15 protein-coding genes are annotated in these 24,494 nt (G+C 73.4%); 7 read left to right on the top strand and 8 right to left on the bottom strand.

The annotated features are described in order from the left end of the window. The first annotated feature begins 209 nt into the window (after positions 1-209). The 4 genes from ACZ51I_RS09120 to ACZ51I_RS09105 all read left to right on the top strand — a co-directional run bounded on the left by ACZ51I_RS09120 (position 210) and on the right by ACZ51I_RS09105 (position 5,296). Complete coding sequence (locus ACZ51I_RS09120) at positions 210-2,726, top strand: ATP-dependent Clp protease ATP-binding subunit (RefSeq protein ID WP_468873001.1); 2,517 nt, start codon at positions 210-212, stop codon at positions 2,724-2,726. Between the two features lie 129 nt (positions 2,727-2,855). After that, on the top strand, positions 2,856-3,836 hold the full coding sequence (locus tag ACZ51I_RS09115) for a Dyp-type peroxidase (protein WP_468873811.1): 981 nt from the start codon (positions 2,856-2,858) through the stop codon (positions 3,834-3,836). A gap of 5 nt (positions 3,837-3,841) precedes the next feature. Continuing rightward, entirely contained in the window at positions 3,842-4,657 is an 816-nt protein-coding gene (locus ACZ51I_RS09110; RefSeq protein ID WP_468872998.1) for a family 1 encapsulin nanocompartment shell protein, read from the top strand. Between the two features lie 3 nt (positions 4,658-4,660). Then, the gene (locus tag ACZ51I_RS09105) at positions 4,661-5,296 is read left to right on the top strand and encodes a DUF1345 domain-containing protein (protein ID WP_468872995.1); all 636 of its coding nucleotides are present in this window, start codon (positions 4,661-4,663) and stop codon (positions 5,294-5,296) included. Between the two features lie 24 nt (positions 5,297-5,320). On the opposite strand, the gene ACZ51I_RS09100 is transcribed toward ACZ51I_RS09105, so the two are convergent. Beyond that, positions 5,321-5,785, bottom strand: coding sequence for a GreA/GreB family elongation factor (locus tag ACZ51I_RS09100; RefSeq protein ID WP_468872993.1), 465 nt, complete (start codon positions 5,783-5,785; stop codon positions 5,321-5,323). Between the two features lie 30 nt (positions 5,786-5,815). Beyond that, the gene (locus ACZ51I_RS09095; RefSeq protein ID WP_468872991.1) at positions 5,816-7,066 is read right to left on the bottom strand and encodes a serine hydrolase domain-containing protein; all 1,251 of its coding nucleotides are present in this window, start codon (positions 7,064-7,066) and stop codon (positions 5,816-5,818) included. Between the two features lie 132 nt (positions 7,067-7,198). On the opposite strand from ACZ51I_RS09095, the gene ACZ51I_RS09090 reads away from it, so the two are divergent. Continuing rightward, complete coding sequence (locus tag ACZ51I_RS09090) at positions 7,199-7,849, top strand: maltokinase N-terminal cap-like domain-containing protein (RefSeq protein WP_468872988.1); 651 nt, start codon at positions 7,199-7,201, stop codon at positions 7,847-7,849. A gap of 7 nt (positions 7,850-7,856) precedes the next feature. On the opposite strand, the gene ACZ51I_RS09085 is transcribed toward ACZ51I_RS09090, so the two are convergent. From ACZ51I_RS09085 to ACZ51I_RS09075, 3 genes are all read right to left on the bottom strand, one after another. Then, on the bottom strand, positions 7,857-8,930 hold the full coding sequence (locus ACZ51I_RS09085; RefSeq protein WP_468872986.1) for a trypsin-like serine peptidase: 1,074 nt from the start codon (positions 8,928-8,930) through the stop codon (positions 7,857-7,859). A 6-nt stretch (positions 8,931-8,936) separates the two neighbouring features. After that, the gene (locus tag ACZ51I_RS09080) at positions 8,937-14,246 is read right to left on the bottom strand and encodes a trypsin-like peptidase domain-containing protein (protein ID WP_468872983.1); all 5,310 of its coding nucleotides are present in this window, start codon (positions 14,244-14,246) and stop codon (positions 8,937-8,939) included. Between the two features lie 162 nt (positions 14,247-14,408). Then, positions 14,409-15,329, bottom strand: a complete 921-nt coding sequence (locus tag ACZ51I_RS09075) for a DNA/RNA non-specific endonuclease (RefSeq protein ID WP_468872981.1) — start codon at positions 15,327-15,329, stop codon at positions 14,409-14,411. A gap of 115 nt (positions 15,330-15,444) precedes the next feature. On the opposite strand from ACZ51I_RS09075, the gene ACZ51I_RS09070 reads away from it, so the two are divergent. Continuing rightward, positions 15,445-16,254: a caspase family protein gene (locus ACZ51I_RS09070; protein ID WP_468872979.1), complete on the top strand. Its 810-nt coding sequence runs from the start codon at positions 15,445-15,447 to the stop codon at positions 16,252-16,254. A gap of 175 nt (positions 16,255-16,429) precedes the next feature. Next, positions 16,430-17,860, top strand: coding sequence for a rifampin monooxygenase (gene rox, locus ACZ51I_RS09065; protein ID WP_468872977.1), 1,431 nt, complete (start codon positions 16,430-16,432; stop codon positions 17,858-17,860). 167 nt (positions 17,861-18,027) lie between these two features. On the opposite strand, the gene ACZ51I_RS09060 is transcribed toward rox, so the two are convergent. The 3 genes from ACZ51I_RS09060 to ACZ51I_RS09050 form a co-directional block, all read right to left on the bottom strand. Beyond that, entirely contained in the window at positions 18,028-21,078 is a 3,051-nt protein-coding gene (locus ACZ51I_RS09060) for a helix-turn-helix transcriptional regulator (protein ID WP_468872975.1), read from the bottom strand. Positions 21,079-21,268: 190 nt separating this feature from the next. Continuing rightward, positions 21,269-23,071, bottom strand: coding sequence for a S8 family serine peptidase (locus ACZ51I_RS09055; protein ID WP_468872973.1), 1,803 nt, complete (start codon positions 23,069-23,071; stop codon positions 21,269-21,271). 538 nt (positions 23,072-23,609) lie between these two features. Further along, the gene (locus ACZ51I_RS09050) at positions 23,610-24,455 is read right to left on the bottom strand and encodes a GNAT family N-acetyltransferase (RefSeq protein ID WP_468872971.1); all 846 of its coding nucleotides are present in this window, start codon (positions 24,453-24,455) and stop codon (positions 23,610-23,612) included. Between the last annotated feature and the right edge of the window lie 39 nt (positions 24,456-24,494).

Below are 24,494 nucleotides of genomic sequence, written 5' to 3'. Positions count from 1 at the left end.
GGCGTCGGGCGCGTCGGGCAGGCGTGTCGGGCGCCGGTGCGCTTGGGGCCCTGCGTCCGCAGCGGGCGCGTCGGGCCCCTCCGCGCCGGCGGCGCGGGCCCCGGTTCGGGAGCGGCCTGTCAGGTGCGGCGCCGGTTCTGCTCCGATTGCGGAGCGGCTGGTGCCGGGTTTGAGTGAGGGCGACCCTTTTCGCGCTTTCAGGAGCTGCCATGTCGATGGCGTTCGGTTCACCCTTCGGTTCGTCGGATCCGTTCAGCGACCTGTTCGACCGCTTCTTCGGCATGTCGCCGGCCTCCTCGCCCCCGGCGGTCCAGCGCGTGCCCATCGGGCGGCTGCTGACCGAGTCCTCCCACGAACTGCTGAACACGGCCGCGCGCAAGGCCGTGGAGGACGGCAGCTCCGACCTCGACACGGAACACCTCCTGTGGGCGGCGACCCAGGTCGAGCCGGGTCGCCGGCTGCTCTCGCAGGGCGGCGTGAACCCCGACAAGCTCGCCGAGCAACTCGCCGAGGTGCTTCCCCAGGAGTCCGCCGAGCCGTCCGCTGAGCCCGGACTCACCCCGGCGGCCAAGCGGACCCTCGCCACCGCCCACGCCTACTCGCAGGCGGCCGGCGTCTCGTACATCGGCCCCGAGCACATCCTTAGCGCCCTCCTCGGCGACGCCGACTCCGGCGCCTCCCGCTTCCTGCGGGCCGAGGACCTGGACGTGAAGAAGCTGCGCGGCCTCACCGACCAGACGGCCCGCCCGGAGCCGCGGGGCGCATCCGCCGCCGCGAAGGAGCCGGCCACGACCCTCGACGAGTACGGCCGGGACCTGACCGAGGAGGCCAGGGCGGGCAGGCTCGATCCCGTGGTCGGCCGGGCCGAGGAGATCGAGCAGACGATCGAGATCCTCTCCCGCCGCTCCAAGAACAACCCCGTCCTCATCGGCGAGCCCGGCGTCGGCAAGACCGCCATCGTGGAGGGTCTCGCCCAGCGCATCGTCGCGGACGAGGTCCCCGACACCCTGAAGGGCAAGCGGGTCGTCTCCCTCGACCTGTCCGGCATGGTCGCCGGAGCGCAGTACCGGGGACAGTTCGAGGAACGCCTCAAGAAGGTCATCGAGGACGTCCAGGAGGCCGGCGGCGACATCATCCTCTTCATCGACGAACTGCACACCGTCGTCGGCGCGGGCGCCACCGGCGAGGGCTCGATGGACGCCGGCAACATGCTCAAACCCGCCCTCGCGCGCGGCGAACTGCACGTGGTGGGTGCGACCACCATCGACGAGTACCGCAGGCACATCGAGAAGGACGCCGCCCTCGAGCGCCGCTTCCAACCCGTCCTGATCCCGGAACCGACCGTCGAGGAGACCGTGCAGATCCTCGAAGGACTCCGCGACGCGTACGAGGCCCACCACCAGGTCCGTTTCGCCGACGGCGCCCTCACGGCGGCGGCGGAACTCTCCGACCGCTACATCAGCGACCGCTTCCTGCCCGACAAGGCCATCGACCTCATGGACCAGGCCGGTGCGAGGGTACGGCTCCGCAGCGGCGGCCGCTCCACCGAGGTCGTCAGCCGCGAGGACAAGCTCGCCAGGCTGCGTCGCGAGAAGGACCAGGCCGTCGCCGGCGAGGAGTTCGAGAAGGCCTCCGAGCTGAAGCGGCAGATCGCCGAGGTCGAGGGTGAGCTGGCCGGGATCGAGGAGCGCCGCGAGGGCGTCGTCTCGGTCACGGCCTCCGACATCGCCGACATCGTCTCCCGCCGTACCGGCATCCCCGTCTCACAGCTCACCGCCAGCGAGAAGGAGAAGCTCCTGAAGCTGGAGGAGGAGATGCACGCCCGGATCGTCGGCCAGGACGAGGCGGTCACCGCGGTCTCCGAGGCCGTGCGCCGCAACCGGGCGGGCATGGGCGACCCGAACCGGCCCGTGGGCTCCTTCCTCTTCCTCGGACCCACGGGCGTCGGCAAGACCGAACTCGCCAAGACCCTCGCCGAGCTGCTGTTCGGCTCCGAGGACCGCATGATCCGGTTCGACATGAGCGAGTTCCAGGAGAAGCACACCGTCGCCCGGCTCGTCGGCGCGCCTCCCGGATACGTCGGTTACGAGGAGGCCGGCCAGCTCACCGAGAAGGTCCGGCGCCACCCGTACAGCGTCGTCCTCTTCGACGAGATCGAGAAGGGGCACCCGGACGTCTTCAACACGCTGCTCCAGATCCTCGACGACGGGCGCCTCACGGACGGGCAGGGCCGCACGGTCGACTTCCGGCACTGCGTCGTCATCATGACGTCCAACATCGGCGCCCACCGCATCCTCGCCCACGAGGGCGACGCGGCCGAGCTGAAGGACGAGCTGATGGAGGACCTGCGGGGGCGCTTCCTGCCTGAGTTCCTCAACCGCATCGACGACATCATCGTCTTCCACAGCCTCACCGAGGGGGACCTGTCGGAGATCGTCGACCACCTCCTCGACCGGAGCAAGCACCGGGTGCACGCCCAGGGCATGACCCTGGAGGTCACCGAGGCGGCGAAGAAGCTGCTCGTCGCCCACGGCTACCAGCCGGCGTTCGGCGCCCGGCCGCTGCGCCGCACGATCCAGACGGAACTCGACAACCGCCTCGCCTCCCTGCTGCTCGGCGGCGAGGCCGACCCCGGCGACACGATCGTCGCGGACGTCGTGGACGACTCACTGCGCTGCACGGTCCGCAAGCACGAGGACGTGGGGAGCGGCGCCGCGGTGGCCTGACCGGCCACCGCGCACAAGCAGGACCCCCGCCGGGCTGCGTACCGGATCCCGCGCACCTAGGCTGGCGCTGTCCTTTTTGTCTCATTCTGCCCTTACTATCCGCATTCGATGATCTCTCGTGGGAGCGCCATGGTCGTACCCCAGCCCGTCGTCGCCCCGCCCTCGCAGGCTGCCGTCTTCCTGGTGGCCACCGTCAACCCGGGCGGCGAGACCGCGGTCCGGGAGGCGCTCCGGGACATCACGGGGCTGACCCGTTCGGTGGCGTTCCGCGCCCCCGACTCGTACCTCACCTGCGTCGCCGGCATCGGCTCCGAGGGGTGGGACCGGCTCGTCGGCGGTCCCCGCCCCCGCGAGCTGCACCCCTTCCCGGCCCTGCGAGGTCCCCGTCACCGCGCGCCGGCCACCCCCGGCGACCTGCTCTTCCATCTGCGGGCCCGGCGCCTGGACCTCTGCTTCGAACTGGCCCGACACATCGTGGCCGCCCTCGGCGCCGCGGTGACCGTCGTCGACGAGGTCCACGGCTTCGCGTACTTCGACGACCGCGACCTGCTCGGCTTCGTCGACGGCAGCGAGAACCCCGAGGGGACGACGGCCGCCGACGCGGTCCACATCGGCGACGAGGACCCGGACTTCCGCGGCGGCAGCTATGTGATCGTCCAGAAGTACGTGCACGACATGGCGGCCTGGGACACCCTCACCGTCGAGCAGCAGGAGCACGTCATCGGGCGCGCCAAGGGCTCCAACATCGAACTGTCCGACGACGCCAAGCCCGCCGACTCGCACGTCACCCTGAACACCATCACCGACGAGAACGGCGTCCAGCAGCAGATCTTCCGCGCCAACATGCCGTTCGGCCAGGTCGGCACCGGCGAGTTCGGCACCTACTTCATCGGCTACGCGCGGACGCCCGCCGTGACCGAGCGGATGCTCCGCAACATGTTCCTCGGGGATCCCCCGGGCACCACGGACCGCATCCTCGACTTCTCCCGGGCCGTGACCGGCGGCCTCTTCTTCGTGCCGAGCGCCGACCTGCTCGACGACCTCCCCGCCCCCGCGGCCGCCGCAGCTCCCGGGGAGTCCCTGGGCATCGGCAGCCTGAAAGGAGCCTGAGCCCCATGACGAGCCCCGAGTCCACCAGCAACCTCCACCGCGAGCTCGCCCCGATCACGGCGGCCGCGTGGGCCGAGATCGAGGAGGAGGCCCGCCGCACCTTCCGCCGCAACGTCGCGGGCCGCCGCGTCGTCGACGTCCCCGATCCGGCAGGCCCGGAGTTCTCCGCCGTCGGCACCGGCCACCTCTCCGACCTCGCGGCGCCCGCGCCCGGGGTGACGGCGCGGCTGCGCCAGGCGCGGCCCCTCGTCGAACTCCGCGTTCCGTTCACCGTCGACCGGGCCGCCGTGGACGACGTCGAGCGCGGCTCGAAGGACTCCGACTGGCAGCCCGTCAAGGACGCGGCCCGTTCCCTCGCGTTCATCGAGGACCGCATGGTCTTCGAGGGGTACGGGGCGGCGGGTGTCGACGGGCTGCGTGGCCGGAGCTCGAACCCGGTGCTGCGGCTGCCGACCGAACCGCGCGACTATCCCGACGCGGTCAGCAGGGCCCTCACCTCCCTGCGGCTCGCCGGCGTCGACGGGCCGTACGCGCTGCTGCTCGGCGCCGACCAGTACCTCGCGGTCAGCGAGACGTCCGACCACGGTTACCCGGTCGCGGCCCACCTCGCCCGGATGCTCGACGGCTCCCCGATCTGGGCGCCCGCCCTCGACGGCGGTTTCGTCCTCTCCACCCGGGGCGGCGACTTCGAACTGCGCATCGGACAGGACGTGGCGATCGGCTACACCTCGCACGACGCGAGCAGCGTGGCGCTGTACCTCCAGGAGACCCTGACCTTCCTGGCCTACACGGACGAGGCCGTCGTCGTCCTGGAACCCTGAGCCGTGGACCGGCGGCTGTCCGGCGCCGTGCCCCGGCTCGCCGTGTCGGCGCTCGCCGGCGCGGCGGTCGGCGCGGTCGTCGCCGCCCTGACCCACACGCCGCTGGGCGTCCTCGCCGGCATCGCCGGGGCCGAGACCCTCTTCGTCGTCACCGGCTGGCTCGTCCTGTGGCCCATGGACGCCACCACGACCCACCGGAACGTCCGCCGCGAGGAGTTCCGGCCCGTCGTCGAGGAGTTCGTCGTCGTCGCGACCTCCCTGGGCGGGCTCATCGGCATCGTCGTCCTGCTCCTGGTCGGCCGCACCGACCTGAGTCACGCCGCCGCCGCGACGGCGCTCTGCGGCGTCTTCATGGCCTGGGCGGCGCTCCACCTCATGTACGCCACCCGGTACGCGTACCTCTACTACGCCCTGACACCGGGCGGCGGGATCGACTTCAACTCCCCGGCCCCTCCGAAGTACAGCGACTTCCTCTACTTCAGCTTCAACCTGGGCATGACCTATCAGGTCTCCGACACGAACGTCTCCAGCCCCACGGTCCGGTCGATCGTCCTGCGGCACTGTCTGCTGTCGTACGTCTTCGGGGCGAGCATCCTGGCCACCACCATCAACCTCGTCACCGGGATCGTCACGGGCTGACGCGCGCCTCCCGCGCGGCGCCGGTCAGCCGAGCGAGACGACGACCGCGGTCGCCCGGCCCTCGGGTGTCTCGTACGTGACGGTGTCGCCGGCGCGATGGCCGAGCAGGGCCCGGCCGAGCGGGCTGTCGGCGGTGACCAGGCTCGCGTCGAGAGCGTTCGCGAGCTCGCCGATCCGGACACTCGCCTCGTCGCCGTCCGAGAACCGCACGGTCACGCTGCTGCCCACACCGACCGTGTCACCGGACGGGGCGCCCGCGGCGGCCCCTTCCTGGAGCCGCCCCTCGATCTCGTCGATCCGGGAGTCGAGGCGGTCGAGGTCGTCGGCGCGCTGCAACTCGTCGGCCTGGTCGGCCCGGTCGCCGACCTCGTCACCACCGCCGCCCCGCAGGGTGACGGCGACGGCCTCGCGCTCGGTGCGCAGTTCGGCGAGCTCGCGCTCGAGGTCCTCGCGGGCGACGGCGCTGATGGGCTCGGGTCCAGAGGTCATTGCTGCTTCCTTGTCGGGCGGGCGGGCGCGTCAGCTCCCGCTGGGACTCGGCCTGGACTGCGTCACCGGGATGTCGAAGACGTGGTCCGGGGTCACGACGCGGGTGACGGCCTGGCCGAAGAGCGTGCTGGGTTCGTTGCCGTCGTGCAGAACGTCCGTGTTGAGGACGACGACCAGGGTCGCCTCGCCCTCCGGCAGGTAGATGGTGAGCGATTCGTACCCCGGCAGGGAGCCGTTGTGGCCGATCCACCCCTGGACGTCGAAGATGCCGAGGCCGTAGCCGGCGCCGGGGATGCCCGTCGGATACGTCCTGAGCCGCTCGGCCTGGGTCTCCGGGGTCAGCAGGGTGCCCGTCGCGACCACCCGGGCCCAGGTGCGCAGGTCCTGGAGGTCGGAGATCATCGCGCCGGCGGCCCAGGCCCAGGACGGGTTCCAGTCGGTGGCGTCCGCCGGCTTTCCCGAGGCGGTCTGCTCGGTGTAGCCGTGGGCGTGCGGGCTGGGGAACGCGGCGTCCGTGGGGAAGACCGTGTGGCGCAGACCCGCCGGCTCGATGACGTTCTTCTGGAGGAACTCGTTCAGCGGCGTCCCGCTGACCTTCTCCACCACGAGTCCGAGCAGGATCAGGTTCGTGTTGCAGTAGTCGAACTCGGCGCCAGGCCGGAACTGGACCGGATGCTTGAAGGAGTAGGCGAGCAGCTCCCGCGGGGTGAAGGGACGGTCGGGATTCGACGTGAACGCCTGGTAGAAGCCTTCGTCCGCCGAGTAGTTGAACAGCCCGCTGCGCATGGACGCGAGGTTGCGCAGAGTGATCTCCTCGCCGTTCGGCACGCCGTCGACGTACTTCGAGATCGGGTCGTCCATGCTCACCTTGCCCTGGTCGACCAGTTCGAGCAGGGCGGTCACGGTGAACGTCTTCGTCTCGCTGCCGATCCGCATGGAGAGGCCGGGGTTCATGGGCTGTCCCGTGGCCTTGTCGGCGACGCCGAAGGAGCGGATGTACGTGCCCTTGCCGGGCGCCGAGAGCCCGACCGTGACGCCCGGGACGCCCGTCTCCCTCATCACGTCCTGGACCGCCCGGTCCAGGCGGGCGGCGACGGCCGGGGTCAGCTCCGGGAAGTCCGCGTCCGCCGAGGGGGAGGGGGAGGGGGCCGCCGCGGCGAGGGCGGCGGGGCCGGACGGTTCGGCCGCCAGGGCCGTACCCGCGCCCACCGGGGCGACGAGGACGCCCAGGGCCGCGAAGGTCGTGCAGACGCGCCGGATCCGGGTGTGCGAGTACCTCACGGCGGCCCTCCTGCCGGCCGGGGACAACACTCCGCCTCCAGGCTAGATCCGCGGGGACACCCTCGCACGACGGCCGAGCCCGTCGGTAACCTTGCTGTTCTCCGAGCCCAGGTCGACAGGGAGATGCGCACGATGGCCGTCATCCACCACACCACGATGCAGCCCACGAAACTGGAGCTGCTCGCCGAGTGGCTTCCCACCCGCACCTGGTACACCGGTGGGGACGGCGGCCCGCGCCCCGCCAAGGCCGGGGGCTTCCGGCTCGACGACCCCGCCGGTGAGGTGGGCATCGAGTTCATGGCGGTCACCGACGGCGCCGGGCCGGACTCGGTCACCTACCTCGTCCCGCTGACCTACCGGGGCGCACCCCTGAAGGGCGCCGAGCACGCCCTCATCGGCACCTCCGAACACGGCGTCCTCGGCACCCGCTGGATCTACGACGGCGCCCACGACCCGGTGCTCGTCGCCCAGTTGTACGCCCTGCTCGCCGGACGGGCCGAGGCGCAGGACCAGTCGGTCGACGCCACGCCCGACCCCACCGTCTCCGCCACCCTCACGCCCGCCGGCACCGAAGCGGAGCTGGTACGGGTCGTGGAAGGCCCCGACCACACCGACGTGGTGGTACGCGAGACCGACGCCGCCGCACCGCTCACGCTCCGGGTGCGGCGCGTCCTGCGCCCCGGCGCGGACGGCGGACCGGCCCGAGGCCGCGTCACGGCCGAGTGGCAGCTCCCCGACGGAACCACCGCGCGCGGCGCGTACGCCATCGCCCTCGCCGACTAACCGCGGATCAGACCCAGTTGACCTCCGCCTTGGCGAGCAGGGGATCGTCCACCAGCTCCCAGAGCGGGACGGCGAAGTTGCCCGTGCGGTACCGCCCCCCGAAGTGCAGCCCGAGGACCCGGTGGTCGGTGAGGTCGAACACCGGGGAGCCGCTGTTGCCGCCGAGCGTCGAGCAGTCGTGCTTCATCACCAGGCCGCCCGGGGTGAACTCGGTGGTGGCGCCCGGCTGGAGCCGCTTCACGTTGTAGACGTCCATGAAGATCCGGCGCATCGACTCGGGTTCGTTGCGCCGCCCGTCCCAGGCCGGATAGCCGATCACGTACACCGGGCGGCCCGGCAGACTCGCCGGCGCGTCCGCCGCCACCGCCAGGGGCGTCGGCAGGCCGTCGTCCGTCGCGGGCTCGACCTTCAGCAGGGCCATGTCGATGTCGGGGTGGATGCCGATGACGTCCGTGATCTCGTACGGCACCGAGGGCCCGGGCGGCTCGCCCTCGACGGGCAGCTCCTCCGCCGGGTCGACCCGGGCCGACATGCCGAACTCCAGCGCCCAGCGCTCGCCCTCGAGACGGCTGAACTCCGCCGCCACATGACGGTTCGTCATCACCGTGCGCGGGCCCACCATGAACGCCGTGCCGATCCAGTCCAGGCTGGGGTGCCCGGTGACCTCGACCCGGCCGACCCGCGCGAGGGACTCCCGGATCGCGGGCCGCTGCGGCTCCAGGACCGCCCACTCGTCCCGCTGCGGGGCGAAGTCCTGGCGCTGGACCAGGATCGCGGGCCGGCCCTCCAGGAGGACGATCGCCTCCACACCGAAGGTCTCGTCCCCGTCGAGCTCGTCCTCGCGGTGGCCGGCCAGCTTCTCCAGGCCGCTGACCCCGGCCTCCAGGACGCGGGCCCGCTCCTCCCGGGCGAAGCGGGAGATCTCGGCCGCGGGTGCCACGCCGGCCGGAAGCTCGAGCGCGGACTCGGCGATCTCCGCCTCGAGTTCCGCGCGCACCCGCGCGGCGACCTCCCGCAGATCACCGAAGATCCGCTCGGCACCGGTCGCCACCGGCGACACGCTCCGTGGTCCGTTCGGCATGGTCGCTCACCTCGGCTTCGCGTTCGCCGCCCCCCGGGCCTGCCGCCCGGACTGGGACGCCATGATCTCCTCGTACAACTCCGGCCTGAACTCCCTGAGATGGGCCAGGATGCCGCTCATCTGGGTGCCCACGTTCACGAACCGGGTCCGGACGCCCTGGAACTCGACCTCGTCCACCTTCCGCGTCCCCCGGTGCAGCCCCACGACCGTCCAGTCGTCCAGACAGACCGGCGAGCCGGAGGAACCGCCGCGGGTGTCCGTGAAGTACAGGATGTCGTGTTCGTCCGCCCGGTAGACCAGGTTGTTGCGCAGCGCGACCCGCTTGGGCAGCCCGCCGGGGTGCTGGATGATGTTGACCGGGACGCGCTGCCGCTCCCGGACGAGCAGCGGCCGGGTCGACACACGGAGCGTCGGCCGCTCCTGCTGCTCGGTGGAGAGCCGCACGATCGCGTAGTCGAGCGCCGCGTCCCACGCCGCCAGCTCCCCCGCCGTCGCCTCCGCCGCGGCCGCCGCGTTCTCCACGAAGTCGAAGCGGGAGCGAGACATCCGGGCCTGGAGCCGCAGGTCCTCGTCGCTCACGTACGGCCGGACGCCCGACTCCCACGAACGGGCCATCACCACATGGTGGTTGGTGATCAGCAGACCGGGGGCGATCATCCAGCCGGTGCCGCCGTGCGGGTACGAGGGCAGCAGCGGCGCCCCCGACTCGTACGGCGGGATCCGCAGCAGCGCCACGGACGCCCCGGCCCGGATGCCACCGTGCAGGAACTCGTACGGCACGGTGTCGTCCTGGAGGACGATCTCCTCCTTCATCTCCCCGGGCATCATCTCCGCCGGGAGCTCCGCCTCGCCCGTGATGGCGCGGGCCACGGCGTCCAGGGCGCCCTGGAGCACCGCGCGCGGGCCCCGCTCGTGGGTCTGCTCGATCGCGTTGTGCAGCCAGATCTCCAGCGGCACCAGCCCGTCGAGGAGGCGCTCGACCTGGTTCATCGCGTTCAGGTCGGCGTGGGTCTGCTCCCTGGGGTCGTCCAGGGGTTCCAGGGTGGCCGTGAAGTAGCCGGGGATGCCCTTGAGCAGGGCGGGGCGCAGGGCCCTGTCGGCGAGCCCCGCCTCCATGGCGGCGTTGCGGACCCGGACCAGTTCCTCCTGCGGCAGGAACGGCACCTTCCGGAGCGCGGCCCCCGCGGCGTTCGGCGGCGGCCGGGTCCACAGGCCGCTCCGGGGCCCCTGCTCCGGGCCCTGGCCGGCGGGGGCGGTTCCGTGGCCGGCCGGCCCCGCGTCCATCGCGGAGGCCACCCCGAGCAGCAGTGCCCCGCTGCCGTCCCGGAGCGTGAGCGCCTCCCGGGCCACGCTGTCCAGGGTCCCGCGCCGCCGCGCCTCCCGCAGGTTCCGCTCGATCCGCTCCAGGTCCGGACGGCCCTCGCCGAGGAGACGGGGCCCCGTCTCGTCCCCGGACCCGGCGGCGGACTCCAGGATGCGGGTCAGCGGCGCGCGGAGCCCCGGCTCCTCGGCGAGGGTGGTGTCGATCCAGCGGGCCAGCTCGGTCACCACCGCCTCCTCGTCCGCAGGGAGGCCCACGAGCCGCAGCGTGTGCTCCAGGAGCCGGGGGTCCGCACGGCAGGCCGTGGCCGCCGCCGTACGGGCCAGGGACGGCTGCCGTGCCAGGTCCGCGTCCGGCATCCCGCGCAGCGTCCGGGCGAGCCGCTCCTCCGCCGGGGCGACGTCGACGTCCGCGAGCGCCGCGAGACGCGACCGGGCGACCAGGACCCCCAGCGACTCGTACCGCAGTCCGAGGCCCGCGGCGATCTCCTCCGCCTCCTGGAGGTCCCGGTCGGCCTCCGCGAAGTCGCCCGAGTCCTGGGCGAGCCGGGCCGACAGCTGGAGCAGGGCGAGCTGGGTCTCCGCGCAGCCGGCCTCCTCCGCCCCGTCCACGGCGCGCTGGGCGCCCGCGCGGGCCTCCGCCGTCCGCCCGGACCGGGCGAGGGTCTCGGCGAGCAGCACATGCAGCCTGCTGCACGGCGTCCACGGCCGCCGCTCGGACAGTCGCTGTCCCGCGGCCTCCACGTACCCCTGGGTGAGCAGGTCCTCGACCTCGCGCGCCGCGATCCGCTCCCAGTCCTCCTGGTCGGCCTCGGTCATGATCTGGTCGGGCACGTGGCCGCCGATCCGGCCGAGGAGGAAGGCGGCCGCGCGGTGCGCCATCTCCAGGTGCGTCGCCCCGCCCAGGTAGGGCGCGACCCCCGGTTCCCAACGGGCCTCCACGGTACGGGGGTTCTCGCCGAGCCGGAGCCGGTGGTAGATCTCCTCGGCACGCTCCCTCGGCCCCTCGCGGACCGCGTAGTAGGCGACGGCCCTGCGGTCCACGGCGCGCATAAGATCGGTCCGCGCGCTGTCCGAGAGGCGCAGCATGATCGCCCGCAGATCGGTCCGGTGCCGGATGGCCCCCGGTCCGGCCGACTCCATGAGGTCGACCCGGGAGGTGAGCAGCCCGTAGAGCCGCCGGGCCTCTCCCGGGCTGTCGACGCGCAGCCCCGCCGGCTCCGCGAGGACCTCCCGGATCAGGTCGGGGGTGATGAAGCGGAGGGCCAGACCCGCCTGGACGAGCGCCCGGACGTCGTCCTCCGCGATGTGTTTGAGGAGTCGGTCGTACAGCGTGCCCTGGATGAGCATCTGGTCGACCTGCCGGTCGAAGTAGCGGCGCCGGGAGGGCAGTCCGCGCAGCAGCTCGCCGAGCGAGGGGGAGTCGGCGCCCAGGGCGACCGCCGTCCGGGCCGCGAGCTTGAGGCTCAGCGGATGGCCGCCGATCCGGTCGGCGAGGTCCTCGGCGAGCGGCTCGTCGGCCACCCCGGAGGAGATCAGGAGGTCCACGGAGGCCTCGTGGTCCAGTTCGGTCAGCTCCATCGTGCGCAGGGTCAGGACCCGGGCGGGATGGTCGATCGGCGCGCGCCCGGAGACGATGAAGCGGAGACGTGAGTAGGCCGCGCGCAGGGCCGTCCAGACCGCCCACATGCGGGCGATGACGGGGGAGCCCCGGTACTGGGCCTCCTCGAACGAGTCGATGATCACGACCAGCGGCGGCGGCGGGTCCCCCGGCGCCGGCCGTACGGCCTCGGCGACCAGGGACGCGGCCCGGTGGGCGAGCTCCTGTTCGCGGGCGCTGGCCCGGGCGTGGAAGTCGGACGAGTAGTCGCGGCCGATCGTCGCCCGGGTGCCGGCCAGCTGGTAGAGCTCGTCGAGCTCGTTGCGTTCGCCGCGCTGGAGCGCCGCCGTCCGCTCGCACTCGTCGGCGAGCTCCTCGAAGGCGGTGCGGTGGGACGGATGGTGGATGCCGAACTGCCGGGCCATCTCTGCGATCACGGTGGCGGGTTCGTGGATGGAGAGCGTCGGGCGTGCGAAGTCGATGTAGGCGAAGGGGAATCCGGCGGGGCCCGCGGCGGCGAGCGCGTCGACGACGAACTTGGCGAGCAGGGTGCTCTTGCCGATGCCGCCGACGCCGTGCAGGAGGACGGGCGGCTCCGCCGGCTCCTCGGGCAGCGCCAGATAGGCGTGCAGGGCGTCGAGTTCGGCGGTGCGGCCGTGGAAGGTCCCCTGGACCAGCCGGCGCAGGGGCTGGAGCAGCCGGGCCCGCTCCAGGCGCTGCTGCACGTCGTCGACGTCGGGCAGCCCGGTCACGCCCGGGACCCGGCTCAGCCAGAGCGTGGCCTGGAGCGCGTCCGAGAGCACCTCGACCTCGTCCCTGGCGGGCCGACCCGGCCCCGACCCCGTGGGCTCTGCCCCGGCCGGCGGCAGTCCCGCGCCCGTCAGCAGCGCGAGCGCCGTGCGTTCCGGGCCGGGCCGCCCGGGGCGCAGGCCGAGATTGGCGCGGAGGACGCGCAGGGCGGCGCCGGGGCCCGCGAGGCCCGCCAGGGCCGCGTCCCGGATCTCCGGCTTGAGCGTCCACACGGTGGCGCCGGGTGCCGGCAGGGCGGTGCAGTCGTCGACGAGCTCCAGGACGGCTCGCCCGGTGGCCTGCTCCTCACCGGGGAGCCGTAGCCGCGCCGGGTCGAACTCCTGGAGCAGACAGGCCGCCTCGCGGTAGGCCGCGCGCAGACCGGGCGGCGTGGCGGCGGGTGCGGCGAGGCTGGTGCGCAGGGCGTCGCGCAGGACGTGGCCGGCCTCGCCCGGCGGCGGAGACGCCGGGGGGAGCGCCCGGTGGAGCCGTACGACATCCTCCACGGCCGTGCACAGCCGGCGCATGTAACTGTCGCCGCCGGCCGGGGAGTCCGCGGACTCGACGGCCCGGAGCACCTCGGCCACGGCCGTCTCGGTGAGCTCGCTGACGGTGTCCTGCTGCCCTTCGGGGGCGGTGTCCTCGAAGAACTCCCCGAAGAACGCCCGGAGATCGCTCTCGTCGGCGAGACGGGTCGTGTCGCGGCACTCGTTCTTCCGGATCTCGTACGGCAGCTGTCGCATCGTCGACGCGTAACCGAGCAGGACGAGGCGGGGCACGGTCTCCGCGCGGACCGGGGTGTGCTCGTAGATCGCCCGCGCGAGGACGCCGATGCAGTCCCACACGTCCGAATGCGGGTCGAGCCGGTCGCAGTCGTCGAGGACCAGCCAGAAGCGCTCCTCGGCGGCGGTCGCGCGGGCGACGATCCGGTGCGCGGCGTCCTCGAGGGAGGGCAGTGGATCGTTCAGCCGCGTGGGATCCAGCGGTGTGCGGTCGGCCTCCGGGCCCGCCACGAAGGCCGACAGCCGCTCCATCAGGCGGGCCGCCGTGGTCGTGCGGGAGAGGGTGACCCGGACCGGACGGAAGTCGCAGTGCTGGCCGAGGTGGCGGATCAGCTCGTACGTGTAGGAGCGGCCGCTGTCCGGGGGCCCGTCGACGACGAGCACCGTCTGCTCCGGGTCGGCCAGGAAACCCCGGAGCGTCTCGCGCAGTTCGCCCCGGTCCAGGAACACCTCCGTGCCGTGCTTGAGGAGCGTGCTGTGGAAGGGGTCCCGGGGGGAACGGCGCAGCCGCTCGTCCTCCCGCAGCCGGGTCAGCAGGTTCCGCGCCTCGGCGCCCTGTTCGAAGGCGTGCGGGTCGTCGATGGCGGCCAGCGCGTCGAGACCGGCGAGCACGGAGAGCAGCCGGCGCTGGTGGGCGATGTCCCGGCGGGCGGCGGAGACCACGAGCAGGGCGTTCCGCCCGGGGTCGGGGGTGAGCGGCAGGTCCTCCACGAAGTCGGCCGGCAGGCCCGCGCGCAGCAGCCGGTCCAGGGGTCGGGGGGTGTCGAGGAGGTGGTCCCGCACCCAGCTGGCGACGAGCCCCCACTCCGTCTCGGTGAGCGGCATACGCACCTGCCGGCGCTCTTCGCGCAGCGCCGGTCGCTCCGGCGCCGGACCTGACGAGATCAGTCGTGACCGGCCGTGTCCGGTCGAGGCCAGGCGAACTGGCTGATCCCTCCCATCGTTCCACCGGCCGGGAACGGTCGCAATCGCTGCTCCGCACCGGCCTCAGGGGTGCAGCACGATGTCCTCGTACGACTCCAGGCGCCGCCAGCGCTCCTCCGGGGCGCGGGACACCGGCATGACGTCCACGTCCGGCAGCGGCCCGAACTCCAGCTCGGTGAGTTCGGCGACGTCGGACACGGGCACCTGGTACGTACGGAACGGGCCCAGCGGCGGCGGCGCACCGGCCTTCGCCCCGGCCAGGGCCCGCTCGGCGTCCCGGCTCAGGTCGGGGCTCTGGTCGAGGACGTAGGCGGCGGCGGCGAGCGCCCCGTCCTGCATGAACGCGGCGACCTTCCAGAACCGCAGCGGCACCTGCACTCCCCGGTACGGCGGGTCGGAGTCCTGGAGCACCGGGCCCGTCAGGACCGTCAGCTTCCGGTCATACTCGGCGGCATGGTCGAGCAGGTAGTTCTCCAGGCCCTGCCAGAGCTGTTTGCCCTGGTTGAAGACGTCCGCCTGGGGAGCGGCGTTGGTGAAGTGGAAGGTGTCCGTATTGGCCAGGGACGCCACGGCCGCGGGGCCCCAGACCGGATCGAGCCGGCGCACCAGGTGCCCCCGGTCGAGGCTGTTGTTCCGGTAGATCTCGTCGCCTGCCTGCTGCTCCTCCGGCAACCGGGGATCGAACTCCCACACGTCGTCCCGGGGCATGTCCTCCACCAGCTCCCGCCCCTCGATGCAGACCGCGGTCGAGGCCGCGAGCCGGCGGTCCGGCCGGAACACCACCGTGAAGTGGGTGTACGGCAGGATCACCGTCTCCACCGACTCCCGGACCGGCAGCGCGAGCGGTACGACGGGGCCGAGGAAGGTCTCGTCGTAGCCGGCGCGGCCGGCGAGGGTGGCACGGCGGGCATCTGTCCCGGCGGCGCCGGGCGGGGCGGGAGGGGGCGGCGGATCGGAGGGGAGCGGGGGACCGGAAGGATTCATACGATGTAAGTACCGCGTGGAGAGGGTCGCGCTCGGCGCCGGACCACAGGCCACTCGATCAGACGCCCCGGCGCCCCGCCCCGCCATCCCTCCGCCCCGCACGAGGAGGCACCCCATGGCCACCGGAATCTCCCTGCACGTCGGACTGAACCAGGTCGACCCCGCCCGGTACGAGGGCTGGGCCGGCACCTTGATCGCCTGCGAGAACGACGCCCACGACATGGCGCGGATCGCCCGTACCGCCGGATTCGAGACCACGACCCTCCTCACCGAGGACGGCACGGTCGACCGTGTCACCGCCGAACTCCAGGGGGCCGCCGCCCGCCTCGTCCCCGGCGACGTCCTGCTCTTCACCTACTCGGGCCACGGCGGCCAGGTGCCCGATGTCACCGGCTCCGACGACGAGCCCGACGCACTCGACGAGACCCTCGTCCTCTACGACCGTCAGTTCCTCGACGACGAGGTCCACCAGGCCTTCCGCGCCTTCGCCGACGACGTGCGGATCGTCGCCCTCTTCGACTGCTGCCACAGCGGCAGCAGCATCGAACTCCCCGGCGGCGCCCAGGCGCAGACCAGGGGCCGGTACCTGCCGGAGCCCCGGCAGCGACAGCTGTACGAGCGCGACCGGGCCTGGCTCGAAGAGCTCCAGCGGAACCTGGCGAAGGACGCCCCCGCCGACGGGACGGAACCCGACGCGCTCCTCGTCTCGGCCTGTCAGGACAATCAGGTCGCCGCCGACGGCGCCACCAACGGCGCCTTCACCGAGGCCCTGCTGCAGGTCTGGGACGAGGGCGCCTTCAGGGGCGGCTACCGCGCCTTCCACCGGGCCATCCAGCGCCGGCTCCCGCCGACCCAGAGCCCGAACCTCCACCTCACCGGCACCCCGGCCGCGGACTTCCTGAACCAGCGCCCCTTCACGATCTGAGGGCGCGACGGTCCGGACACCCACGCGACGGTCCGGACAACGACAAAGGCAAGGAGAATCGATCTCTCCTTGCCATGCTCAAGGTATAGCGCACAGGGGGCCTTGCGGCAAGGCCCCCCTCGTCGCGCAGAATCTCCGTTCGAAGCAAGGAACCGCGGAAAAACGGGGCGTGCAAATGACTGATGTGATCGTGGTCGGCGGCGGACCGACCGGCCTGATGCTGGCGAGCGAACTGCGGCTGCACGACGTGGAGGTGGTCGTCCTCGAGAGGCTGGCCGAGCCGACCCGGGAGTCCCGCGGACAGGGCCTGCACGCGCGCAGCGTCGAGATGATGGATCAGCGGGGCCTCCTGGAGCGGTTCACCGAGGTCAGCGAGAGGTTCCAGGCCGGCGGCCTCTTCGGCGGCGTGATGAAGCCGTGGCCCGAGCGGCTCGACACCGCCCACCCCTACGGCCTCGCCACGCCGCAGCCGGTCACCGAGCGGCTGCTCCACGAGCGCGCGCTCGAACTGGGCACCGACATCCGGCGCGGCAGCGAAGTGGTCGGGCTCCGCCAGGACGAGGGCGGGGTGACCGTCGAGCTGGCGGACGGCACCGAGCTGAGCTCGCGCTACCTCGCCGCCTGCGACGGCGGCCGCAGCACCGTGCGCAAGCTCCTCGGCGTCGGTTTCCCCGGCGAGCCCGCCACGGTCGAGACGCTTCTCGGCGACATGGAGGTGACCGCGGACCCGGAGACGATCGCCGCCGTCGTCGCGGAGGTCCGCAAGACCCAGCTGCGGTTCGGCGCCACCCCCCTCGGGGACGGGCTCTTCCGCATCGTGGTGCCCGCCGACGGCGTCGCCGAGGACCGCACGACTCCGCCGACCCTCGACGAGTTCAAGGACCGGCTGCGGGCCTACGCCGGCACCGACTTCGGCGTGCACACCCCGCGCTGGCTGTCCCGCTTCGGCGACGCCACCCGGCAGGCCGAGCGCTACCGGGTCGGCCGGGTGTTCCTGGCCGGTGACGCGGCGCACATCCACCCGCCGACCGGCGGCCAGGGCCTCAACCTCGGCATCCAGGACGCGTTCAACCTCGGCTGGAAGCTGGCCGCCGCCGTCCGCGGCTGGGCACCGGAAGGGCTCCTCGACACCTACGAGGCCGAACGCCACCCCGTCGGCGCCCGCGTGGTGGAGAACACCCGCGCTCAGATGACGCTGCTCGGCACCGGCCCCGGGGCGACCGCGCTGCGCGAGCTGTTCTCGAAGCTGATGGACTTCGAGGAGGTGAACCGGTACGTGACCGGCATGATCACCGCCGTCGACGTCCGCTACGAGCTCGGCGAGGGCCATGAACTCCTCGGCAGGCGCCTGCGCGACCTGCCGCTGAAGCGGGGACGCCTTTACGAGCTGACGCACGCCGGCCGCGGCCTGCTGCTCGACCAGACCGGCCGGCTCTCGGTGGAGGGCTGGGCGGACCGCGTCGACCACGTCGTCGACGTCAGCGAGGAACTGGACGCGCCCGCCGTGCTGTTGCGGCCGGACGGGCACGTCGTCTGGGTCGGCGAGGACCAGGAGGACCTCGCCGACCGGCTGACCGAGTGGTTCGGCGCGGCGACGGAGGTCTAGGGCCTGTCCCTCGGGCGCCGCGCGTCGGGGCCTCGGCGCGGGGCTGCCGTGGGTGGGGCATCGGGGTGGGCGGGTCGGCGGGGGGTTCCGGTGGGGCCGGTCGTGCGGGTGCGGGGGCGCCCGGGGGGTGGGGGCGGCGTACCGCGATCGGGGTCGCCCCCTCCCGTTCACGGGCGCAGTGCGGTCGCCAGCTGGGCGCGGGAACGGACGTCGAGTTTCTGGTAGATGCGGGTCAGCCGTGCCTCCACCGTCTTCACGCTCAGGTACAGCTTCGCCGCCGCCTCCTGGTTGCTCGCGCCCTGGCCCACCAGACGGGCCAGGCGCAGCTCCGCCTCCGTCAGCGAGGACAGCGCGGGCACCGACTCCTCGCCGCCCCCGCCGGGACCGGTGGCCTCGCCCGCCGGCGTCTCGCTCGCCAGCGCCAGCCACGGAGCCGCCCCGGCCCGCTCGAACACCGAGGCCGCCTCGTGCAGGGCGGACTGCGCCGCCGACCGGCGCCGGCGGCGCCGCTCGACCCGGGCCAGGGCGATCAGCGCCCGGCCCCGCTCCAGCGGCAGCCCGGACCGGCCGAAGCTCTCGGCCGTACGGGTGAGCAGCTCGGCCGCCTCGTCCGTCCGCCCCTCCGCCGCCAGGCACAGGGCGTACGCCCGGTCGCAGCCCAGCAGGACCGTGGACCGGCCCAGCCGCTCCGCCACCGGCCGTACCTCCGCGAGGAGCGCCAGGGCCTCGTCGCCCGCGTCCTGGGCGAGCAGCGCCTCGGCCAGCTCCTCGTGCCAGCGCAGCATCGACGGGTCCACCGTCGACTGGGCCCGCTCGTCGGCCTGGACCCGCCGCAGGGTCTCCAGGGCGGCGGCGGGCTCGCCGTTGATGAGCTGGACGCGGCCGAGCGCGTACCGGCTGCGGGAGAGGAAGACGCGGTCGCCCTCCTCCTCCGAGGCCTGGACGCTGCGGCGGGCGTAGCTCGCGGCCCGCGCGAAGCTGCCGCCGGCCGTCTCCGCGAGCGCCAGCGTGTACCAGGCCGGGCCGGGGGAGAGGCCCGCCTCCAGGGTGAGCGCGAGGGACTGCCCGGCGTGCGCGAGGGCGGCCGCGCAGGCGCCCCTGCGGGACTCGATCGCGGCGAGCGTGGAGAACAGCTCGATGGTGTCCTCCACCGAGCCGCGCCGCTGCACCAGGGGCAGCAGCGCGTTCAGCTCGTCCCGGGCGTCCGTGAGCCGGTCGTCGAAGAGGGCATGACGAATCGTCAGGATCTGGGCGGCGTTGCGGATCCCGAGCGGACGCTCGGCCAGTTCCAGGGCGCGGGCCTGCGCGAGCACGGCCTCGGCGTCCGGGAAGCCGAGGGCCCGCTCCATCCGCGCCTGCACGGTGAGGGCCTGCGCCGCGAGCCGGGGATCGCCCATCGAGGCCGCCAGTGCGGCCGATTCGACCGCCGCCGACCGCGAGCGCTCCGGATCGCCGTCCGCGAGAACGTACTTGACGGCCAGACGCAGCTGCACGGCGGCCCGCAGGGCGGTGTCCCCCTCGGAGTCCTCCATGGCGTGGACGTACATCTCGTCGAGCCCCGTGAGTCCCTGGCCCGCCGTGTCGAGTACGGCGAGCCGGGCCCGGACCCGGTCGGACGGCACCGCGTCCCGGGCGAGCAGATCGGTGGCGGCCCGCATGGCGAGGTCGGCGCGGGCGGCGCGGGCGGCTTCCTCGGCGGCGTCGACGAGCCGCGCGATCCGCCGCGTCCCGTGCCGGCCGGGCGTCGACTCGGCGGCGAGCAGGGCCAGTTCGGCCGCGAGCGCGCTGTTCCCGCGCCGCCGGGCCAGATCGGCGGCGGCCGCGACCTCGGCGGCGAGCTCCTCGTCCGGCCGCTCGGTGGCGAGCGCCCGGTGGCGTACCGCCTCGACGGGGTCGTCCACGACCTCCGCGAGGGCCGCGTGCCCGGCGCTCCGCTCGGCCCAGCAGGCGTCGTGCACCAGCGTGGAGGGCAGCAGCCCGGCGGTGAAGGTCACCGAACCGTCCTCGGAGAGCGACACCAGGTCGGCCCGCTCGGCCGCGGCGAGGTCCGCCTCCGCGGTGGGCCGCCCGGCGCGGCGTATCAGCGTGGCCGAGGGGCGCAGCGCGAGCGCGGCGAGCAGCAGCGTCTCGCGTACGGCAGGGGGCGCGGCGCTCAGGAGCTGGCGGGCGAGGTCGCGGGCGCGCCCGGAGAGCGTCAGCGCCTCCGCGTGGTGCACCGGGGTCCGCGCGTCGGCGAGCGAACGGCCCACGGCGAGCGCGAGCCGCGGATTGCCGCCGCTCGCGCGGTGGATCCGGCCGGCCATCCGCGAGGGCAGCCGGTGGTGGATGAGGAGTTCGGCGATCTCGTCGGCCTGGAGCGGCGGGACGCGCAGCACGTCCGCCTCCGACGGCACCCAGAGGTGCGCGGCGTGCGGGTCCTCGGAGCGATGGCTCTCGCGGTACGGCTCGTAGGCCTCGGCGTACGGCTCGGGGGTCTCCACCGCCACCACCCGCAGCGCGGGCGGGGCCAGGTGGAGGGCGAAGCGGAGCAGGTCCGCGCTGTCCGCGTCGACGTGCTGGACCCCGTCGACGACGAGCAGGACCGGGCCGCCGCAGGTCAGGGCGCGCAGGATCCGGGCGATGCCGAGGCGCAGCGCGATCGGGTCCCAGCCGCCCGCGTCGATCGGCGCCTCGCGGCAGAGCATGGCGACGGCGGTGCGCTGGGGGCCCGGCAGCTGGTCGAAGACCCCGGACGAGAAGATCCCCGAGTTGAGCACCCCGGAGGTCAGGATGCCGGAGGTGAGGGCGCCGGGGGCGCCGTAGCCGGGCGGGCCCGGGTCGGCCCCGGCCGCCGCTCCCGGCAGGTACGGCTCGGCGGCGGCGGGGAGGGCGTGGGCGGGCACGGCGGGCGGTTCGGGACGGCTGGTGCCGAGCCCCGGCCAGGTCACGGTCGCCGCCACCGAGGCCACGAGCGCGGCGGCGGCCGCACCGGGTATCTCGCGGTCGGACGGCAGGGTCGCGAGCCACAGCACGGTCTCGCCGCGCGCCTCGGCGCGGGCGGCCTCGGCGAGCGCGACCTCGGTCTTTCCGACGCCGGCGGGTCCGGTGAGCAGGGCGCGGCCCCGGATGTGGAGGACGCGTTCGAGCCGGGTCAGAAGCTCTTCCCGGCCCACCGGGGCAGGGCTCTGTGGAGCTGTCGTCACTGTCCACCACCTCCGGCCCCGCGGGGCCCGGCCCATGAACCCCGTGCGCAGAGAATACGGAGCCCACCGGCACAGTCCAGGCCCTCTGTCCGGCATACGGACAGCGGGCTTGCCGCGTGCGCGCTCCCACAACGCCAGGACGCGCCAGTGGTGTAGACCACGGGCGCGTCGCTGACCAGCAATGATGCTGATGTGGGGGGTGGTTCAGGGGTGGTGCGGTGGTGCGTCAGAAGGTGAGGCTCCACGAGTCGATGTAGCCGGTGTCACCCGAGGCCACATCGCGGACCTGGAGCTTCCAGGTGCCGTTGGCGACCTCGCTCGACGCGTCGACCGTGTAGGTGGCGATCACGTTGTCGGCGCTGTCCGAGGACGAGGAGGCCTTCAGGTTGCGCACGGTGCCGTCGGGGGCGACCAGGTCGACGACCAGGTCCCCGCGCCAGGTGTGCTTGATGTCCACGCCGACCTTGAGGGCGGCGGGGGCGTTGCCCGTGCGGCCGGTGACGGCGATCGAGGACGACACGGTGGTGTTGTCCGGGATCTGCACGTCCGTCGCGTTGGTGAAGACGGTGCCGGTCGGCGGGGTCGTGTTGAGGACCGCGTCCACGGACTTCGCGGAGTCGGCGATGCCGGTGCCGCAGCCGCCGGTGCAGGTGCCGGGCAGCGGACGGGCGTTGTTCTTGATCGCGGACTCGATCTCGGCCGGCGTGAGGGTGCTCTTGGCCGACTTCAGCAGGGCGGCCAGGCCGGCGATGTGCGGCGCGGCCATCGAGGTGCCCTGGTAGGGCTTGTACGTCTCGGTCGTCTGGGTCGTCGCGCCCGAGTTCAGCGTGGAGTAGATGCCGTTCTCGGGGGTGGTGACGGTGCCGGGCGTGTCCGTCGAGCGACGGGTCTCGCCGCCGGGGGCGGCCACGTCCACGATGTTGCCGTAGTTGGAGTAGTACGACCGGTTGCCCTCGCGGCTGGTCGACGCCACGGTGATGACGTTGGAGCAGTTCGCGGGGGTGAAGCCGGAGGCGTTGGCGTTGCTGTTGCCCGCGGCGACGACGACGGTGGTACCGCGCGAGACGGCGCCGTTGATCGCGGTCTGGTAGACGCTCGGGCAGGTGGAGCTCGCGCCGCCCAGGCTCATGTTGATGACCTTGGCGGGGTTCGGGTTGGCCGGGACGCCCGGCACGGTGCCGCCGGAGGCCCAGGTGATGGCGTCGGCGATGTCGGAGGACGAGCCGCCGCACTTGCCGAGCACCCGCACGGGCTGGATCTTCGCGTTGTACGCGATGCCCGCGATGCCCTTGGTGTTGTTCGTGACGGCGGCGATGGTGCCGGCCACGTGGGTGCCGTGCCAGGAGGAGTTGGAGGCCGTGGAGCCCGTGCCGCACTCGCCGGCGGTGGCGTTCCAGTCGCCCTCGTCCTTCGGGTCCGCGTCGCGGCCGTTGCCGTCGCGCGCGTCGGCGGAGGTCGAGATGAAGTCGTAGCCGGAGACGATGTTGGTCGCCAGGTCCGAGTGGGCGGCGTAGCCGGTGTCGATGACGGCGACGGTGACGCCGGAGCCCGTCGTCTTGTCCCAGGCTGCGGGAACGTTCATGCCGCCGGTGGGCTCGAAGAGGTCCCACTGCTTGGCGTAGTCGGTGTCGTTCGGGGTGACCGCCATCGCGTAGGCGCGGATGTCGGGCTCGACCGAGGCGACGGACGGGTCGGCGCGGAAAGCGTCCATGACCTCCGTCACGTCCTGCTTGGTCGCGCTGTCGCCCAGGTCGACGAGGGCGCCACCGCCGGCGAGGCGGCGCTCGAAGGAGAGCTTCTCGCCCGTCTTCGCGGCCTTCTCGGCGGTGTCGCTCTTCGCGGCGGTGTTGGAACCGGCCTCGGCGGCCCGGCTCTTGTAGGTGACGATCACCTTCTCGACGGGGGCGCTGGGGAGCGCCCGCATCGTCTGCGAAGCCGGGGCCGGCTTCGGGGTGGCAGCGACCGGGGCGGCGGCGAACGCACCGGAGGTCGTGGCAGCGGCGCCGAGGATCGCGGCGCTCGCGACCACGGATATGACTCTCCGCCTGGAACCGTTCAAGGTGTGGCCCTTTCGAGTACGACGTAACTGCGGAGCAGTGGCGGCGGCGCGGGACGCGCGGGGCGAAGTGGGGTCGCATCCGCCGTTCCCTGGGCTTGGGGGGCCCGTGCGCCGCCACCGGCGCGACGGCCCGGGTCAAGGCCGTCACCGGCGGACAGCACCCTCCGCATGCACCTGTCAGGGTGCGCTCGGGGGATGATATCTGCCGGTGCGGAGGACAGTAGGGAACGGGGGGATGAACCCGATACGGGGAAAACCCTTGTCACCCCTCACCGGGCGGCGGGGGTCCGGTGAGGGGAGGGCGCGAGGGGACCGGAAGCGAAGGCGCGGGGCGGGCGGGGAGGCCGTCGGCCGACGGCGCGGAGGGCGGTGGTGTCAGCCGGGTTCGAGCGTGGGGCGCCGGTGCTTCAGCCGGTTTCGAGCGTGGTGACGCCGACGATTCAGCCGGGTTCGAGCCCTTTGGGACGCCGACGATTCAGCCGCTTTCGGGCGTGGTGACGCCGAGATCTCAGCCGAGTTCGAGCGTGGTGACGCCGAAGACGCGGTCCCGCGCGACCGGGCGCACCGGGCCCGTGTACATCCGGGCCGTCTCGAACGTCGGCTCCAGACCGCGCTCCTGGGCCAGCCTCGCCGCCGCCGGGTTCGCCTCCGGCATGTCGACCGCGATCCGGGCCGCGCCGAACTCCCGTGCCGCGGCGGCGAGTGCGTCGAGCAGGGCCGCCGCGTCCGCCGGGGTGTCCGCGAACAGCGGCCCCACCCGCGCCTCGTCCTCCGCGGGACGAACCATCCCGTATCCGGTCAATCGCCCGTCGACGACGCGGGCCAGCGCCCGATGGCCGGGAGTGGTCAGCCAGGTGTGCAGGAACCGGGGCCGGTCGGCGTGGTGGCAGACGGCGTCGTACGCGGCGAGGACGGCCGGATCGACCCGCTCGGCGGCCACCACGCCGGCGACGGGGCGGTCCGGGGCCGGGACCTCGCCCACGTACCGCGCGGTGCGGTACGCCGTGGCGAATCCGGAGCGCCGGTAGTTGTCCTGCTGCGCCGGCACCCCGTCGAGCCCGACGGCCCGGCCGCCCGCGTGGGCGAGCGCGGCCCGCCAGGTGGCCAGTCCGTGCCCGAGGCCGCGGAGTTCGGGGCGGACGAGGTAGAAGCCGAGGAAGGCGTACGAGTCGTCGTAGTTCACGACCGAGATGGCGGAGACCGGCTCCCCGTCGACCCGTCCGAGGAAGAAGCCGGCGGGATCCTGGGCGAAGAACGAGGGAACGTCGGAGAGTCCGGGGTTCCAGCCCTCCTCGGCGGCCCAGGAACGCACGAGCGCCCACTCCTGCGGCGTGGCGGACGAGACGGAGATCATGGGCTGCCCTTCGACGGCCGGGGGCGGGCGGAGCCCGGT

The sequence above is a fragment of the Streptomyces sp. NPDC034084 genome (assembly GCF_055575535.1).
This window is presented reverse-complemented; position numbering and strand designations above follow the sequence as displayed.